14 protein-coding genes and 1 pseudogene are annotated in these 15590 nt (G+C 72.2%); 10 read left to right on the top strand and 5 right to left on the bottom strand.

The window, feature by feature from the left end; all coding sequences use genetic code 11:
• Positions 1–7 precede the first annotated feature (7 nt).
• Entirely contained in the window at positions 8–1357 is a 1350-nt protein-coding gene (locus ACFSL4_RS29165; RefSeq protein WP_381089290.1) for a ferredoxin reductase family protein, read from the bottom strand.
• Between the two features lie 211 nt (positions 1358–1568).
• On the opposite strand from ACFSL4_RS29165, the gene ACFSL4_RS29160 reads away from it, so the two are divergent.
• Positions 1569–2318, top strand: a complete 750-nt coding sequence (locus ACFSL4_RS29160) for a response regulator transcription factor (protein ID WP_381089287.1) — start codon at positions 1569–1571, stop codon at positions 2316–2318.
• Positions 2315–3817, top strand: coding sequence for a sensor histidine kinase (locus tag ACFSL4_RS29155; RefSeq protein ID WP_381089284.1), 1503 nt, complete (start codon positions 2315–2317; stop codon positions 3815–3817). Before ACFSL4_RS29160 ends, ACFSL4_RS29155 begins: the two co-directional genes overlap by 4 nt.
• Here ACFSL4_RS29155 and ACFSL4_RS29150 read toward each other — a convergent pair.
• The 3 genes and pseudogenes from ACFSL4_RS29150 to ACFSL4_RS29140 form a co-directional block, all read right to left on the bottom strand.
• Positions 3804–4508 carry a L,D-transpeptidase family protein gene (locus ACFSL4_RS29150; protein WP_381089281.1) on the bottom strand — a complete coding sequence of 235 codons (705 nt, stop codon included), beginning with the start codon at positions 4506–4508 and terminating at the stop codon, positions 3804–3806. The two genes, ACFSL4_RS29155 and ACFSL4_RS29150, sit on opposite strands and share 14 nt — an antisense overlap.
• Before the next feature lie 3 nt (positions 4509–4511).
• On the bottom strand, positions 4512–5099 hold the full coding sequence (locus ACFSL4_RS29145) for a pyridoxamine 5'-phosphate oxidase family protein (RefSeq protein WP_381089278.1): 588 nt from the start codon (positions 5097–5099) through the stop codon (positions 4512–4514).
• A gap of 134 nt (positions 5100–5233) precedes the next feature.
• Positions 5234–5665, bottom strand: a pseudogene (locus tag ACFSL4_RS29140) (hypothetical protein); the annotation flags it as partial.
• Between the two features lie 264 nt (positions 5666–5929).
• On the opposite strand from ACFSL4_RS29140, the gene ACFSL4_RS29135 reads away from it, so the two are divergent.
• The 5 genes from ACFSL4_RS29135 to ACFSL4_RS29115 all read left to right on the top strand — a co-directional run bounded on the left by ACFSL4_RS29135 (position 5930) and on the right by ACFSL4_RS29115 (position 12114).
• A complete protein-coding gene (locus ACFSL4_RS29135) occupies positions 5930–7123 on the top strand; it encodes an argininosuccinate synthase (RefSeq protein WP_381089275.1) in 1194 nt (397 codons plus the stop codon).
• A 314-nt stretch (positions 7124–7437) separates the two neighbouring features.
• Entirely contained in the window at positions 7438–8871 is a 1434-nt protein-coding gene (gene argH, locus ACFSL4_RS29130; protein WP_381089272.1) for an argininosuccinate lyase, read from the top strand.
• 74 nt (positions 8872–8945) lie between these two features.
• The gene (locus tag ACFSL4_RS29125) at positions 8946–9947 is read left to right on the top strand and encodes an aldo/keto reductase (RefSeq protein WP_381089269.1); all 1002 of its coding nucleotides are present in this window, start codon (positions 8946–8948) and stop codon (positions 9945–9947) included.
• Between the two features lie 80 nt (positions 9948–10027).
• Complete coding sequence (locus tag ACFSL4_RS29120; protein WP_381089266.1) at positions 10028–10579, top strand: TetR/AcrR family transcriptional regulator; 552 nt, start codon at positions 10028–10030, stop codon at positions 10577–10579.
• Positions 10576–12114: an MFS transporter gene (locus ACFSL4_RS29115; protein WP_381089263.1), complete on the top strand. Its 1539-nt coding sequence runs from the start codon at positions 10576–10578 to the stop codon at positions 12112–12114. Before ACFSL4_RS29120 ends, ACFSL4_RS29115 begins: the two co-directional genes overlap by 4 nt.
• 56 nt (positions 12115–12170) lie before the next feature.
• Here the strand turns inward: ACFSL4_RS29115 and ACFSL4_RS29110 are convergent, their stop codons facing one another.
• Positions 12171–12923, bottom strand: coding sequence for a lysophospholipid acyltransferase family protein (locus ACFSL4_RS29110; RefSeq protein WP_381089433.1), 753 nt, complete (start codon positions 12921–12923; stop codon positions 12171–12173).
• A 285-nt stretch (positions 12924–13208) separates the two neighbouring features.
• On the opposite strand from ACFSL4_RS29110, the gene ACFSL4_RS29105 reads away from it, so the two are divergent.
• The 3 genes from ACFSL4_RS29105 (at position 13209) to ACFSL4_RS29095 (ending at position 15517) form a co-directional block, all read left to right on the top strand.
• Complete coding sequence (locus ACFSL4_RS29105) at positions 13209–14372, top strand: glycerophosphodiester phosphodiesterase (protein ID WP_381089260.1); 1164 nt, start codon at positions 13209–13211, stop codon at positions 14370–14372.
• Positions 14373–14461: 89 nt separating this feature from the next.
• Positions 14462–14968, top strand: a complete 507-nt coding sequence (locus tag ACFSL4_RS29100; RefSeq protein WP_381089257.1) for a sigma-70 family RNA polymerase sigma factor — start codon at positions 14462–14464, stop codon at positions 14966–14968.
• Between the two features lie 45 nt (positions 14969–15013).
• Positions 15014–15517, top strand: coding sequence for a GNAT family N-acetyltransferase (locus ACFSL4_RS29095; protein ID WP_381089253.1), 504 nt, complete (start codon positions 15014–15016; stop codon positions 15515–15517).
• The last annotated feature ends 73 nt before the right edge of the window (positions 15518–15590 follow it).

Here is a 15590-nt window from a genome sequence, read left to right as displayed (position 1 = left end):
GACGGCCTCACAGCTCGAACGACTCGTGGTGGATGCGGTGGTCGGGAACGCCCGCCGCGTGCAGCGCCTCGTACATCTCCTCGGCGAATCCGTGCGGGCCGCACAGATAGACGTCGTGGGAGGCGAGGTCCGGCACGGAGGCGTGCAGCCGGGCGGGCGTGACGCGCGGGCGCGAACCGTCCGCACCGTTGAGGGCGTACAGCACCCGGGCGCCGCGCCAGCGGGCCACCGCCTCCAGTTCGGCGCCCAGCGCCAGGTCCTGGGCCGTGCGCGCCCGGTACAGCAGCGTGACCTCGCCCGGCAGCGTCTCGAACAGGGCGCGCATCGGGGTGATCCCCACGCCGCCCGCGATCAGCAGTGACTTGCCGGTGCTCCCCCGGTCCGCGGTCAGCGACCCGTACGGGCCCTCCGCCCACACCCGGGTGCCCGGACGCAGCAGCGCCACCGACGTGCTGTGGTCGCCGAGCGACTTGACGGTGATGCGCAGCACGTCACGGCGCGGCGGCGCCGACAGCGAGTACGGCGTGGACGTCCAGCGCAGGCCGTCCGCGAGGAACCGCCAGCGGAAGAACTGCCCCGGCTCGGCCCCCATCTCGTCCAGGTACCGCCCGCGCATGACCACCGACCACACGCCCGGCGCCTCCTGGTGCACCGACTTCACCCGCAGCCGGTGGCGCATGTTCAGACGCACCGGGGCGAGGATCCGGAACCACACCACGAGGCCCGCGACCCCCAGGTACAGCGCGTACCAGACGGCCGTCGCGAAGGCGTTCCCGACGAACTCCGCGCCCAGCGCGAGCTGGTGCCCGAAGGCGAGGAAGACCGCGCCGTACGTCAGGAGGTGCACGTAGTACCAGAACTCGTGGGTGACCCGGCGGCGGACGGCGCGCGCCGAGGTGATCCCGACGGCCAGGAGGACGAGGGTGCCGAGGGTGGCCTTGAGCATCTCCGGGTAGTCCAGCACCACCGTCACCGCCTCGTGCACGATCGAGGCGCGGTCCTGGGCGGCGTACCCGGCCAGGATCAGCACGATGTGGGCGACCAGCAGGGAGACCGTGTACCTGCCCGCCATCGCGTGCCAGCGCGCCACCCGGTCCGAGCCGATCCGCCGCTCCAGCAGCGGCACGCGGGCCATCAGCCCGACCAGCACGGCGCAGGCGTATCCGCACAGCAGCCCGGAGATCCGCCCGGCCCCGGTCAGCCAGCCGGCCGTGCCCACCACGGAGCCGGTGTTCTGCCACCACAGGGCCACCACGGCGGCGGCTCCGGCCCACAGCAGGGCCAGCAGCGGACCTGCCGGGGAGTGCCTGACGATCGGCGGCACTGGCGGCGCCTGCTGCTGGTACACCGTGGTCATGAACCGTTCCTTTCGGGCATCGAGGCGAGGCCGCAACTGTGCAGCCGGAACCTCTGAGGCGGCTCTGAGGAACCTGAGCGTGATCTGAAAGGGTCGGGGGAGCGGGGCCCTGCGCTGGGAACTCCCGGCGGCCGCCGCCCGTCACTCATAGGGAACTCAGAGCGTCCGGTGTCGTCGGCCGCTCGCGCGAGGGGGGATCCTGGTAACCGCCATGAACACACCCCGCTCGGGCCGCCCCGGCCACCCCGCCCTCTCCCGCCCCGACGGCACACGCCTGCGCGTCCTCGTCGTCGACGACGACCCGGACCTCGCCGAGGTGCTGTCCGGGGCCCTGCGCTACGAGGGGTGGGAGGTACGCACGGCCGGCGACGGCGCCACGGCCGTCGCCGAGGCCCGTGATCTGATGCCCGATGCCGTCGTCCTGGACGTGATGCTCCCGGACACCGACGGCTTCGAGGTGCTGCGCGGCCTGCACACCGTGCAGCCGGAGGTCTGTGTGCTCTTCCTCACGGCGCGGGACGCCGTCGAGGACCGCATCGCCGGGATCACGGCGGGCGGCGACGACTATGTGACGAAGCCGTTCAGCCTGGAGGAGGTCGTCGCCCGGCTGCGCGGTCTGCTGCGGCGGGCCGGCATGGCCCGGCAGATGGAGGAGGGGCCCCGGCTGAGCGTGGGCGACCTGGTCATGGACGAGGAGGCGCGCGAGGTGACCCGGGCCGGCGAGCTGATCGAGCTGTCGCCCACCGAGTTCGAGCTGCTGCGCTTCCTGATGCGCAACCCGCGGCGCGTCCTGAGCAAGGCGCAGATCCTCGACCGGGTGTGGTCCTACGACTTCGGCGGCCAGGCCCATGTCGTCGAGCTGTACATCTCGTATCTGCGCAAGAAGGTGGACGCGGGCCGCGAACCCATGATCCACACTGTGCGCGGGGCCGGCTACGTGCTCAAGCCGGTGGCCCGGTGAGGGCGGGGCCGCGGGGCGCGGCACGATGGGCGTGGCGGCTGCCCCGGCCGCGCACGCTGCGGGCCCGGCTCACCGCCGGGCTCGTCGTGCTGCTCGCCCTCAGCTGCGCCGCGGTCGGCCTCGCCGCCGTGATCGAGCTGAACGGCTTCCTCACCGGCCGGCTGGACCAGCAGCTGCGCGACGTAGGCCCGAAGTTCGCGGCGAGTCTGGAGCACGGCCTCAGGCCCTCCGACCACGACGGCGACGAGCACGCCGATACCCGCAGGCAGTCCACCGGCACCTTCGGCGCCCGGCTGGCCGCGGGCACCGTCACCAACGCGGCGGTGGTGCGCGCCGGCAGCGACGCCACCAAGCTGACCACCCCGCTGGACCCCGAGGACAAGCGCCGGCTCGCCAGGGTGCCCGTGGACGGCCGGGGCCACAGCATCCGGCTGCGCCACCTCGGCGAGTACCGGGTGATCGCGACGGCCGGTCTGGACGGCGACGTCCTGGTCACCGGGCTGCCGCTGGAGCCGGTGGAGTCCGCGGTGCACCGGCTGGAACTGGTCTCGGCCGTCGTGTTCGGCGTGGCCCTCGCCGCCACCGGTGTCGCGGGCGCCGTCTGGGTGCGGTTGTCCCTGCGGCCGCTCAGCCGTGTCGCCGCGACGGCCACCCGGGTCAGTGAGCTCCCCCTGGCCAGCGGCGAGGTCGCGCTGCCGCAACGCGCCCCGGAGAACGACCCGGGCAGCGAGGTGGACCGGGTCGACGCCGCGTTCAACCGCATGCTCGGCCATGTCGAGGACGCGCTGACCAAGCGGCACGCCAGCGAGGAGCGGCTGCGCAGCTTCGCCGCCGACGCCAGCCACGAGCTGCGCACCCCGGTCGCCTCGGTCCGCGGCCACGCCGAACTGGCGCTGCTGCACCCGGGTCCGGTCCCGCCGCAGATCACCCGTGCCCTGGAGCGGATCGCAGCGGAGTCGGCCCGCATGGGCGAGATGGTGGACGATCTGCTGCTGCTGGCCCGGCTGGACGCGGGCCGCCCTCTGGAGCGGCTGCCCGTCGACCTGACCCGCCTCGTCCTCGACGCGGTGACGGACGCACGGGCCGCAGGCCCCGATCACCGTTGGACGCTGGAGCTGCCCAAGGAGCCGGTGACGGTGACCGGGGACACCCACCGGCTGCACCAGGTGCTGGCCAATCTGCTGGCCAACGCCCGGCTGCACACCCCGGCGGGCACCAAGGTGACCGTCTCACTGGAGGCGGAGGGCGCGGCGGCCGTCCTGAGGGTGCACGACGACGGCCCGGGGATTCCCGGCGAGATCCAGCCGGGTGTCTTCGAACGCTTCACCCGTGCCGACCACCGCCGCCGCCCGGAAAACCGCGGAGGCGGCGCCGGGCTCGGCCTGTCGATCGTGGCGGGGGTGACCGAGGCGCACGGTGGGAGCGTGGGCGTGGACAGCCGCCCGGGTTCGACGACGTTCACGGTGCGGCTGCCCGCCGACCGGGTCAGGAGCGGGTGAGCGCGGTCACCCCGCTCGCCGTCCCGATCGCGATGTGCGGCCGGCGCGCCGGGTCCGCCCACGCCAGGATCCGCCGCATCGCGTCCTGAGGCACGGACACGCACCCGGCGGTCGCCCCCTTGCCGTTGACGTGCAGGAAGATGCCGGCGCCGCGGCCCGGCACCGGTCGGTCGTAGTTGAAGCCGATGACGAAGGCGTAGCCGTACTGCGGGTCGTATGTGATCAGCTGCTCCGACTCGGAGGTGCGGCAGTCCGCCGGAAGGGGCTCGGTCCAGCGGTTGTAGGAGCGGGAGCCGGTGTCCTGGCACCACCAGGAGTTCTGGCGGACCGGGCGGTAGGGGGTCCTGGTCCCCGGGGGCGCGGCCCGGATGCCGAAGGCGTACGGCAGGTCGTACAGGCCCGTCGGGGTGGTGTTCGTGCCCTGCCGGCGTGAGGCGCCCTCGACCAGGCCGCCCGAGCCGAAGCGGGCCGGGGCGGTACCGGCCGGCAGCCAGTGCCCCTCGCGCAGGTCCCACCAGGTGAGAGTCCCGGCCGTCGCGTCCGGGACGGGCGCCTGCGCGGTGATCAGCTGGGTGCCGCCACCGGTGTCCGCCATGAGCGCGGGCAGCGGCGCATCTCCGCCCCGGTCCGGCGCGGCGCCGAGCACGAGGAGGGACAGGGAGACGAGGGCGGCGGCGACACCGGGGCGCATGGCTCAGACCGTAGACGGCGGCAGCGGCAACGGGAGTCCCGGCAGGCCGTCCATACTCCGTTCGATGTGCTCCTTGCCCCGGAAGTAGTCGTTCAGCGAGGCGTCGTCCTCGCGCGCGAACCGCTTGCCGTGCAGATCGCGGTCCTCCTCGTACGTCATGAACGGAACCGCGTAGCCGCAGGTGTCCCGGATGCGTTCGGCCGTGACCACGATGATCGCGCGCAGGCCGTGGGGGGCCGGGTCGATGCCGGGAAAGCGGGCGAGCAGGCCCCGGAAGCGGGGGTCGTCGCGGAAGACCGGCTCGCCGCGGCCGTGCACGCGCACGACGGTGGGCGGGCCCTGGAAGGCGCACCACATCAGGGTGATCCTGCCGTTCTCCCGCAGGTGCGCGATCGTCTCGGCGTTGCTTCCGGCGAAGTCCAGGTAGGCGACGGTGAGTTCGTCGATGACGGCGAAGGAGCCCTTGAGCCCCTTGGGGGAGAGGTTGACCGTGCCGTCGGCGGAGAGTGGAGCGGTGGCGGTGAAGAAGACGGGCTGCGCCTCGATGAACGCGCGCAGTCTGCCGTCTATGCGCTCATAGGTCTTTCCCATGGCTGACGATTATCGGGGAAAGTCTTTCGACCGTCTGAGGAATCGCGGCGGCCGTGTGCCGCCGTCTCCGGCGCCGGCGGTGGCCGCCCCGGCCGGCGTGCGGGGCGGCCACGGCACCTGTCACCTCACTTGGTGAGCGTGCAGGCTGCCAGGGAGTCGAGGCCCTGGGGCTTGGCCGCGGTCCGCCCGATGGCGATGGCGATGCGGTCGATCGTCGCCACGCGCTTGTCCTTGAGGGGGCCGAGGATCGCGTTCTGGACGAAGTTGGGGCCGCCTTGGCCCACGGTGTCGACGAGCCGCTTGTCGGCTTCGGTGATCTGGGTGTTCAGCAGGGTGAGGTTGCGGTCGCCCTCGGCCTGGGCGGAGGCGGGGATCGCGGGCAGCTGCGACCTCACATCCGGGCAGGAGACGGTGCCCGGGGCCGCCAGGGTTCTGGCGCCGTTGCCCTTGGACGTCTCCCCGGCGAGGGCGGAGCCGGCGATCACCGTGCCGGACAGCACCACCGCGGCGGCGCCGCCGATGATCGCCACGCGGCGCCTGTTGTACTTCGGAAGAGCCCTGGACATGACGCTGCCTCACTCGGGTCGGGGGTGACTGCGGTGACGTCACGGCAGCCGGGGCTGCCGTGACGAACGCGGCGCCTGCGTTCGGCGAGAGGTACGGGAAAGCGATTTCGAGCGTTCAACGGGTTCCGCGGCTTTCTTCCGGAGCCGTCTCGGGGCGGCCCGGCCCCGGTTCGGCGCGGCCGCCCCCGGAGGGTCGGATTGACGAACCATGCAGAGTGCTGCATACTCATGCATATCAGCGAATGCACTGTGAGGGAGAAACCCGTGACCGAGCGCGTCGTACTCGCCTATTCCGGCGGTCTGGACACCTCCGTCGCCATCGGCTGGATCGCCGAGGAGACGGGCGCCGAGGTCATCGCCGTTGCCGTGGACGTCGGCCAGGGCGGCGAGGACCTGGACGTCATCCGCAAGCGCGCGCTCGCCTGCGGTGCCGTCGAGGCCGAGGTCGCCGACGCCAAGGATGAATTCGCCGACGAGTACTGCCTCCCGGCGATCAAGGCCAACGCCCTCTACATGGACCGCTACCCGCTGGTGTCCGCGCTGTCCCGGCCGACCATCGTCAAGCACCTCGTCGCCGCCGCCAAGAAGCACGGCGCCGGCACGGTCGCCCACGGCTGCACCGGCAAGGGCAACGACCAGGTCCGCTTCGAGGCCGGCATCGTCGCCCTCGCCCCCGACCTCCAGTGCATCGCCCCGGTCCGTGACTACGCGATGACCCGGGACAAGGCGATCGCGTTCTGCGAGGCGAAGGGCCTCCCGATCGCGACCACCAAGAAGTCCCCGTACTCCATCGACCAGAACGTCTTCGGCCGGGCCATCGAGACCGGCTTCCTCGAGGACATCTGGAACGCCCCGATCGAGGACATCTACGAGTACACCTCGAACCCGGCCGAGCTCCGCGACGCCGACGAGGTGGTCATCACCTTCAAGGAGGGCGTCCCGGTCGCCGTCGACGGCAAGCCCGTCACCGTCCTGCAGGCCATCCAGCAGCTCAACCAGCGCGCGGGCGCCCAGGGCATCGGCCGGATCGACATGGTCGAGGACCGGCTCGTGGGCATCAAGTCCCGCGAGGTGTACGAGGCTCCCGGCGCGATCGCCCTGATCACCGCCCACCAGGAGCTGGAGAACGTCACCGTCGAGCGCGAGCTGGCCCGCTACAAGCGGCAGGTCGAGCAGCGCTGGGGCGAGCTGGTCTACGACGGCCAGTGGTTCTCCCCGCTCAAGCGCGCCCTGGACGGCTTCATCGACGAGGCCAACCAGCACGTCTCCGGCGACGTCCGGATGACCCTGCACGGCGGCCGCGCGGTCGTCACCGGCCGGCGTTCCCAGGAGTCGCTGTACGACTTCAACCTCGCCACCTACGACACCGGCGACACCTTCGACCAGTCCGCGGCCAAGGGCTTCATCGACATCTACAGCCTGTCGTCGAAGATCGCCGCCCAGCGCGACCTCGCCTGAGCCGGCCGGCACCCTCACACGCACTAGGCGGCGTTCGCCCCGTCGCGGCGCCCGGCACGCTCTCCCAGGCTCTTCGAGCAGGGGGCACCGCCACTCGCCGTACCGGCCGAGAGCCCGGGGGCGTCCGGTACGGGGACTTCCGGCCGGCACGCCGAGAGCACGCTCCCCCGCTCTCGGCTCCGCTCGACCCGGGGCCCCACGACGCCGCTCCTTGACGGGCAGACGCTGCCTGCCGGGGCACTAGCCTGACAGCCGCCTCCTCATTGACCGGTGGGGAGGCAGTGGCACATCCAGACCTTCGAGGAGCACAGCAAGTGAGCAGCAACAGCGGTGACGTACGGCTGTGGGGCGCCCGTTTCGGCGACGGACCCGCCGAGGCCCTGGCGAAGCTGTCCGCGTCCGTCCACTTCGACTGGCGGCTCGCGCCGTACGACATCGCCGGTTCCCGGGCCCACGCGCGCGTGCTGCACAAGGCGGGGCTCCTCACGGACGACGAGCTGACCCGTATGCTCGCCGGGCTCGACCGGCTGGAGGCGGACGTGGCCTCGGGCGCGTTCACGGGCACCATCGCCGACGAGGACGTGCACACCGCCCTGGAGCGCGGCCTGCTGGAGCGTCTCGGCCCCGATCTCGGCGGCAAGCTGCGCGCGGGCCGCTCCCGCAACGACCAGATCGCCACCCTCTTCCGCATGTACCTGCGGGACCACGCGCGCACCATCGGCGGCCTGGTCGCGGAACTCCAGGACGCCCTGGTCGGTCTCGCGGAGGCCCACCCCGACGTGGCGATGCCCGGTCGTACCCATCTGCAGCACGCCCAGCCGGTGCTCTTCGCCCACCATGTCCTCGCCCACGTCCAGGCCCTGTCCCGGGACGCCGAGCGGCTGCGCCAGTGGGACGAGCGCACGGCCGTGTCGCCGTACGGGTCGGGCGCGCTCGCGGGCAGCAGCCTCGGCCTCGACCCCGAGGCGGTCGCCGAGGATCTGGGCTTCGAGCACGGCAGCTCGGCCAACTCCATCGACGGCACGGCCTCCCGCGACTTCGTCGCCGAGTTCGCCTTCATCACCGCGATGATCGGCGTCAACCTCTCCCGGATCGCCGAGGAGGTCATCATCTGGAACACGAAGGAGTTCTCCTTCGTCACCCTCCATGACGCCTTCTCCACCGGCTCCTCGATCATGCCGCAGAAGAAGAACCCGGACATCGCGGAGCTGGCGCGCGGCAAGAGCGGCCGCCTGATCGGCAATCTGACGGGACTGCTCGCCACCCTCAAAGCCCTGCCGCTGGCCTACAACCGCGACCTCCAGGAGGACAAGGAGCCGGTCTTCGACTCCATCGACCAGCTGGAGGTCCTGCTCCCGGCCTTCACCGGCATGATGGCCACGCTGACCGTGCACCGCGAGCGCATGGAGGAGCTGGCCCCGGCCGGCTTCTCGCTCGCCACCGACATCGCCGAGTGGCTGGTCAAGCAGGGTGTGCCGTTCCGCGTCGCGCACGAGGTCGCCGGCGAGTGCGTGAAGGCGGCCGAGGCGGAGGGCAAGGAGCTGGACGGGCTCACGGACGAGCAGTTCGCGAAGATCTCCGTCCATCTGACCCCCGAGGTGCGGTCCGTGCTCAACGTCCCGGGCGCCCTCGCCGCCCGCAACGGCCGCGGCGGCACCGCGCCCGAGGCGGTCGCCGTGCAACTGGCCGAGGTGAGGGCGGACGTGGCGGCGCAGCACGCGTGGGCCACAGCGAAGCGGAAGAAGTAGCGCGTCCCGGAGGCGAGGGGCGTCGCGGGTTAGGTTGGTCCCGGCCGAACGGAGCCGACCGAACGGAGCACGCGATGCCCTTCGCACTTCCCCAAGCTCTCGGCTTTGCTCGTGCGGGGGAGACCTCGGCGACGGCTCCCGCCTGCCGCATGGGCCTGGGCCTCGCCGCCGTCGGCCGTCCCGGCTACATCAACCTCGGCCGCGAGCAGGACCTCCCGCCGGTCCGCAGCGTGGACGCCCTGCGCGCCCGTACCCATGAACTCCTGGACGCCGCCTACGCCCAGGGGGTCCGTTACGTCGACGCGGCCCGCTCGTACGGCCGCTCCGAGGAGTTCCTCGCCGACTGGCTGAAGGCCCGTCCCGGCACCGGCGACGTCGTCGTCGGCAGCAAGTGGGGCTACACCTACACCGCCGGCTGGCGCACCGACGCCGATCAGCACGAGGTCAAGGACCACAGCGTCGCCGCGTACGAGCGGCAGCACGCCGAGTCCGCCGCACTGCTCGGCGACCGGCTCGATCTGTACCAGATCCACTCGGTCACCCCGGACAGCCCGGCCCTCACCGACACGGAACTCCACGCCAGGCTCGCCGAGGCCGCGGCCGAGGGCCTCACGATCGGCTTCTCGACCAGCGGCCCGGCACAGGCCGAGGCGATCCGGGCCGCGCTCGCCGTGACGGTCGACGGGGAGCCCCTCTTCCGTACCGTCCAGTCCACGTACAACGTGCTGGAGACCTCGGCCGCCCCGGCGCTCGCCGAGGCCCACGACGCCGGGCTCACGGTGATCGTCAAGGAGGGCATGGCCAATGGGCGGCTGGCCGGCCCCCACGCGCCGGATCCCCTGAAGGCCGTGGCCGCGCGGACGTCTCTCGGCTGCGACGCCGTCGCCCTCGCCGCGATCCTGCGCAGGCCCTGGGCCGGTGTCGTCCTCTCGGGCGCGGCCACCACCGAGCAGCTCGCGTCCAATCTGCACGCCGTCGTCGTCGGCCTCGACGAGGACCAGCTCGCCCGGCTGGAGGACCTCGCTGAGGACCCGCGCGTGTACTGGGAGCGGCGCGGCCGGCTGCCCTGGCGCTGAGAGCGACCGAAAGTGCGACTCGCTGAGAGTCGCGTGATTCTAGTGAGACGCTGGCGTCTCATATGCGCTATCGTTGTCTCATGGCTGTCGATCGAGACCACGTGCTGCGCAGTGCTGCCGCCCTGCTCACCCGGAAATCCACCGCCACCATGGAGGAGGTCGCCAAGGCGGCCGGGATCAGCCGGGCCACGCTGCATCGCCACTTCGCCGGGCGTGACGCGCTGGTACGGGCGCTGGAGGGGCTCGGCATCGCGGAGTGCGAGGCGGCCCTGGACGCCGCACGGCTCGACGACGGCTCGGCCAGGGAGGCCCTGCGCCGCCTCGTGACGGAGGCCGAGCCGGCCGCCGGACTCCTCGCCTTCCTCTACAGCGAGAACCAGCTCTTCGAGGGCGAGGAACAGAACGAGGGGTGGGCCCGGATCGACGCCCGGATCGCCGCGCTGTTCCGGCGCGGCCAGGCGAGCGGCGAGTTCCGGATCGACCTCACCCCGGCATGGCTCACGGACGCGCTCTACGGCCTGATGGCCTCCGGCGCCTGGGCCGTGGCGGAGGGGCGCGTCGCCGCCAAGGACTTCACCTACATGATCGTCGAGCTGTTGCTCGGCGGCGCACTACGAAGAGAGGAACCATGACCAGCACCCTGCGGCGTGGGGAGATCACGCCACGGGCGGAGAGGCGTCCGGGCCGCTGGCTCGCGCTGTCCGTCCTGGTGCTCGCCGTGCTGCTGGTGGCCGTGGACGCGACCGTCCTCGGCCTCGCCACCCCGTACATCAGCGAGGACCTGAAGCCGTCGGGAACCCAGCTGCTGTGGATCGGCGACGTCTACTCGTTCGTGATCGCGGGCCTGCTCGTGACCATGGGCAGCCTCGGCGACCGCATCGGCCGCAAGCGCGTCCTGCTCGGCGGGGCCACGGCCTTCGGCCTGATATCGGTCCTCAACGCCTACGCCTCGACTGCGGAGTCGATGATCCTGGCGCGGGCGCTGCTGGGTGTCGCGGGCGCCACCCTGATGCCCGCCACGCTGGCGCTGATCCGCAACCTCTTCCACGACCCGCGCGAACGCAGCCTCGCCGTCGGCATCTGGGGCGCCACCGCCTCGGCCGGCACGGCCGTCGGGCCGATCGCCGGCGGCTTCCTGCTCGAACACTTCTGGTGGGGCTCGGTCTTCCTGATCAACCTGCCTGTGATGGCCGTCCTCGTCCTCGTCGGCATCAGAACGCTGCCCGAGTCCCGCAACCCGAACCCCGGCCCCTGGGACCTGCCCGGCGTGGTCCTCTCGCTCGTCGGCGTGGTCGGCCTCGTCTACGCGGTCAAGGAGGCGGCCGCGCACGGGGTGTCCCGGCCGGCCGCGGCGGCCGGCGTCATCGGCGCCGCCGCGCTGTACGGCTTCGTGCGCCGCCAGCTGACTTTGCCGGTACCGCTGCTGGACATGCGGCTGTTCCGCCACCGCGGCTTCAGCGGTGCCGTGCTCGCCGACCTGCTGACCGTCCTAGGCCTGTCCGGGCTGGTCTTCTTCCTCTCGCAGTACCTGCAACTGGTGCAGGGCAGGCCGCCCTTCGAAGCCGGCCTCGCCGAAGTGCCCGCCGCCGTCGGCGCGGTGGCGGCGGGCATGGCCGCGGGCCCGGTGGCCCGGCGGTTCTCGGTGCGTGCCGCGGTCTCCGGCGGGCTCGCCGCGGTGGGCCTGGCGCTGGCCTCGCTCACCCTGCTCGACCGGTCCACCGGCTACCCGTTGATCGGGACCGCGCTGCTGGTCGTGGGCATCGGCGCGGGTCTGTCGTTCACGGTGACCGCGGACGTCATCCTGTCCAGCGTGCCCAGGGAACAGGCGGGCGCCGCCTCCGCCGTGTCCGAGACGGCGTACGAGCTCGGCGCGGCCCTCGGCATCGCCCTGCTCGGCTCGATCGTGACCGGTGTCTACCGTGGCTTCACCGGCCCGTCCGGCACCCCCGCCGCGGCGCACGAATCGCTGGGCGGCGCGGTCAAGGCGGCATCGGGCATGCCCTCGGACACCGCCCGGGCCCTCCTGGAGCCGGCCCGTGCGGCGTTCGTCGACGGACTCACGCTCGCGACGGCGGTCGGCGCGGCGGTCCTGCTGGCCACGTCGGCCGCCGCGTGGTTCCTGCTGCGCGGACAGCGCCTGGAGGACGCGAGGCGCGCGCCCCGCTAGGGGCGCGGGACCGCGACCGGGCAGCGACCGGCGGCGGGCGGGCCCGTGGGCCCCCGCTACGCCGCCTTCGCCTTCGTGGCGTACATGTCCACGTACTCCTGCCCCGACAGCCGCATGACCTCGGTCATCACGGAGTCGGTCACCGCGCGCAGCACATACCGGTCGCGGTCCATTCCCTCGTACCGGGAGAACTCCATCGCCTCGCCGAAGCGCACGGTGACCCGCCCGGGGCGGGGCATGCCGCGGCCGCCGGGCTGCAGCTTGTCGGTGCCGATCATCGCGAACGGGACGACGGGGGCACCGGTCATCAGGGTGAGGCGGGCGATGCCCGTGCGGCCGCGGTACAGGCGGCCGTCGGGGGAACGGGTGCCCTCCGGATAGATCCCGAAGACCTTGCCCTCTTCCAGGATCCGGCGGCCGGTCATCAGCGCGGCCACTCCGCCGTTCGCGCCGTCCCGGTCGACCGGGATCATCCCGACCCCCGTGAAGAACCAGGCCATGGCCCGTCCCTTGAGGCCCTTGCCGGTGACGTACTCGTCCTTGCCGATGAAGAAGACCTGCCGCTTGGTCACCAGCGGCAGCACGATCGAGTCGATGAACGTCAGATGGTTGCCCGCCAGGATGACGGGACCGTCGCCCGGGATGTGCTCCGCGCCCTCCACCCGTGGGCGGAACATCAGGCGCATGATCGGTCCGAGCACTGCCTTGATGAGCACGAAGCGGGACAACGGGCCCTCCGGTGTCAAGGGATTGCGGTGTGAGTCTGTGCAGGTGAGGACGATACTCGCGGTGCCCGGGGTGGCGCACATCGGGTTCACGCGGCGGATTCGTGTCGTGGACGACTGTTTACCTGCGGTTGCCGTGTGCCGCACGCCCGTCACCCGCCGGACGGGTGTGACGCACATCGCGCCCGGCGGATGACGGGCCGTCAATTCCGGTGCTCCGCGCGCCCTCAGCCCCACACCCGTCAGGACGGCCTCCGTCCGCCGTGCGTTCCCACGTCCGTCTCCCGGCCGTCTCCCGGCCGTCTCCCGGCCGTCACCCGTCCGCACCTACGATCGACCCGCTTCTACACGGGTGGCGGGAGGAGTCTCATGGGGACGCGGGAGTCGTACGAGCAGGGGCGGGGGACGGGCAGGCGGGCCCTGCTCGGCGCGGCGGTGCTCGGCGCGGGGGGAGCGGTCCTCGGGCTGCCCGGCGCCGCGCACGCGGACGCGCGGCACGGGGGCGGCGGGCTGAAGAGCCTGCCCGTCCCGACGGTCATCGGGCACCGCGGGGCGAGCGGCTACCGGCCGGAGCACACCTTCGGCTCCTACGAACTGGCCCTCGACCTGGGTGCCGACATCGTGGAGGCCGGTGACCTGGTGCCCACCAAGGACGGCCATCTCGTGTGCCGGCACGAGCCGGAGATCGGCGGGACCACCGACGTCGCCGACCACCCGGAGTTCGCCGGCCGCAGGACCACCAAGGTCCTGGACGGCGTGTCCACCACCGGCTGGTTCACCGAGGACTTCACGCTGGCCGAGCTGAAGACCCTGCGCGCCGTCGAGCGCATCCCGGCCGCCCGCCAGCACAACACGGTCTACGACGGCCGCTGGGAGATCCCCACCTTCGAAGAGGTCCTGCGGTGGCAGGACGAGCAGACCCGCAGGCGCGGCCGGCAGGTGTGGATCTACCCCGAGACCAAGCACCCCACCTACTTCCGCAAGCTGGGCCTCGGCCTGGAGGAGCGGCTCACCCGGATCCTGCGCCGGCACGGCAAGGACGGCAAGGACTCGCCGGTCATCATCCAGTCCTTCGAACCCAGCAGCATCCAGCGCCTGAACAAGCTCGTCGGCAATCCGCTCGTGGTGCTCCTGTCCTCCGCCGGCAGCCGCCCCTGGGACTTCGTCGAGGCGGGCGACCCGCGCACGGTCGCCGACCTCATCACCCCGAAGGGCCTTGAGCAGATCGCGTCGTACGCCCAGGGCATCGGCCCGACCCTCGACCTGGTCATCCCGAGGGACGCGCAGGGCAACCTCACCGAGCCGTCCACGCTCGTCGCCGACGCACACGCCGCGGGCCTGATCCTGCACCCGTGGACCATGAGGAACGAGAACACCTTCCTGCCCGCGGACTTCAGGAAGGGCACCGACCCGACCGCGTACGGGGATGTCTTCGGGGCCTTCGCGACGTACTTCGCGACCGGCATCGACGGGGTCTTCACCGACAACGCCGACACCGGGCTGCTCGCCCGCGAGGACTTCCTGCGCGGCTGAGGAGTCAACGTGCGACGCGGACAACCCGGTTGGGGTGATGCGCGGCCGCTTCGGCAACCCGTCGCCGGGGCGGCCGCGTCCCGCCGCATATGACCCACGAGATGCTCACGGCCCTGCACCCGTTGCTCGCTGCCGAAGCCTCGGCCGAGGCGCACGGGTCCGGGATGGAGCCGAGCGACCTGGAACAGGCGGTGTGGCTGCGGTTCCTGGAGCGGCTCGAGACCGAGGGGCCGCCCGTCGACCCGCAGGAGTGGCTGCGGCGGACCGTCCGCTGCGAGGCGCGCCGCGGCCGGCGCACAGCCCGCCTCGAACTGCCGTACGGCAGCGAGCCCGCCGACGACACGGGGTCCGGGCCGGAGCAGCAGGCGCTCTTGGCGGCCCGCCGCCGGGCTCTGTACGCGGCGGTGCGCCGGCTCCCCGGCCGCTGCCCTCGCCTGATGGCGGCGCTGCTGTCCCCGCGGGACCTGACCTATCGGGAGATCGCGGGGGAGTTGGGTATCTCACAGGGCAGTCTTGGCCCGGAACGCTCCAAATGCCTTGGATGTCTGCGTCGGTTGCTCGCGGTGGAGGTTGCGGTCCGTGAACCGCGGGGATAGGAGTGGGGAACGACAGGCGATCAGGTGAGCGGGAGGCGTGCGCACATGGGCATGAGCGTGACCATCTCTGTGGCGACCGAGCAGGATGCCGAGCAGATCTTCAGGCTGCAGTACCTGTGCTTCCAGAGCGAGGCCGCGCTGTACGGCAACTACCGCATCGACCCGCTCGTCCAGACCCTCGACTCGGTCCGTGCAGAGGTCGCCTCGGACTGCGTCTTCGTGGCCCGGCTCGGCGACGAGGTGGTCGGCTCGGTCCGCGGGAGCGTGACCGAGGACGGCGCGGCCTGCATCGGGAGGCTCTGCGTCCACCCCCGGCTGCAGGGGCACGGCATCGGCGCCCGCCTGCTGCGCGCGGCGGAGGCGGCGCTGGTGGAGGAGCGCGGCGCGAAGAAGTTCCGCCTCACCACGGGCCACCGCAGCGAGGGCAGCCTCCGTCTGTACCGCCGCGTCGGCTACGAGACGGTCGGCACGTCCCAGGGCGACGACGGCGTCCCCATGATCGTCCTGGAGAAGCAGGTCCCGGCGGGATCGTACGCCGCGACGGCCTAGGTCCTGTCTGGAGTTCGGATCACGAGTGTGGTGCGATGCTTCGGAGCCAGAGCATCGCACCACACAGGTGCAG

It is taken from the genome of Streptomyces caeni (assembly GCF_042678285.1).
Classification (GTDB): Bacteria; Actinomycetota; Actinomycetes; order Streptomycetales; family Streptomycetaceae; genus Streptomyces; species Streptomyces caeni.
Note: the sequence above shows the minus strand (reverse complement) of the source record. Positions and strands in the feature narration are given on the sequence as shown.

What these genes read in the sequence shown, in the direction of transcription:
- ACFSL4_RS29095 (WP_381089253.1), top strand. Translation starts at nt 15,014, where the DNA reads ATGGGCATGAGCGTGACCATCTCTGTGGCGACCGAGCAGGATGCCGAG.
- ACFSL4_RS29125 (WP_381089269.1), top strand. Translation starts at nt 8,946, where the DNA reads ATGCCCTTCGCACTTCCCCAAGCTCTCGGCTTTGCTCGTGCGGGGGAG.
- ACFSL4_RS29160 (WP_381089287.1), top strand. Translation starts at nt 1,569, where the DNA reads ATGAACACACCCCGCTCGGGCCGCCCCGGCCACCCCGCCCTCTCCCGC.
- ACFSL4_RS29165 (WP_381089290.1), bottom strand. Translation starts at nt 1,357, where the DNA reads ATGACCACGGTGTACCAGCAGCAGGCGCCGCCAGTGCCGCCGATCGTC.
- ACFSL4_RS29110 (WP_381089433.1), bottom strand. Translation starts at nt 12,923, where the DNA reads ATGTGCGCCACCCCGGGCACCGCGAGTATCGTCCTCACCTGCACAGAC.
- ACFSL4_RS29150 (WP_381089281.1), bottom strand. Translation starts at nt 4,508, where the DNA reads ATGCGCCCCGGTGTCGCCGCCGCCCTCGTCTCCCTGTCCCTCCTCGTG.
- ACFSL4_RS29145 (WP_381089278.1), bottom strand. Translation starts at nt 5,099, where the DNA reads ATGGGAAAGACCTATGAGCGCATAGACGGCAGACTGCGCGCGTTCATC.
- ACFSL4_RS29115 (WP_381089263.1), top strand. Translation starts at nt 10,576, where the DNA reads ATGACCAGCACCCTGCGGCGTGGGGAGATCACGCCACGGGCGGAGAGG.
- ACFSL4_RS29120 (WP_381089266.1), top strand. Translation starts at nt 10,028, where the DNA reads ATGGCTGTCGATCGAGACCACGTGCTGCGCAGTGCTGCCGCCCTGCTC.
- ACFSL4_RS29105 (WP_381089260.1), top strand. Translation starts at nt 13,209, where the DNA reads ATGGGGACGCGGGAGTCGTACGAGCAGGGGCGGGGGACGGGCAGGCGG.
- ACFSL4_RS29100 (WP_381089257.1), top strand. Translation starts at nt 14,462, where the DNA reads ATGACCCACGAGATGCTCACGGCCCTGCACCCGTTGCTCGCTGCCGAA.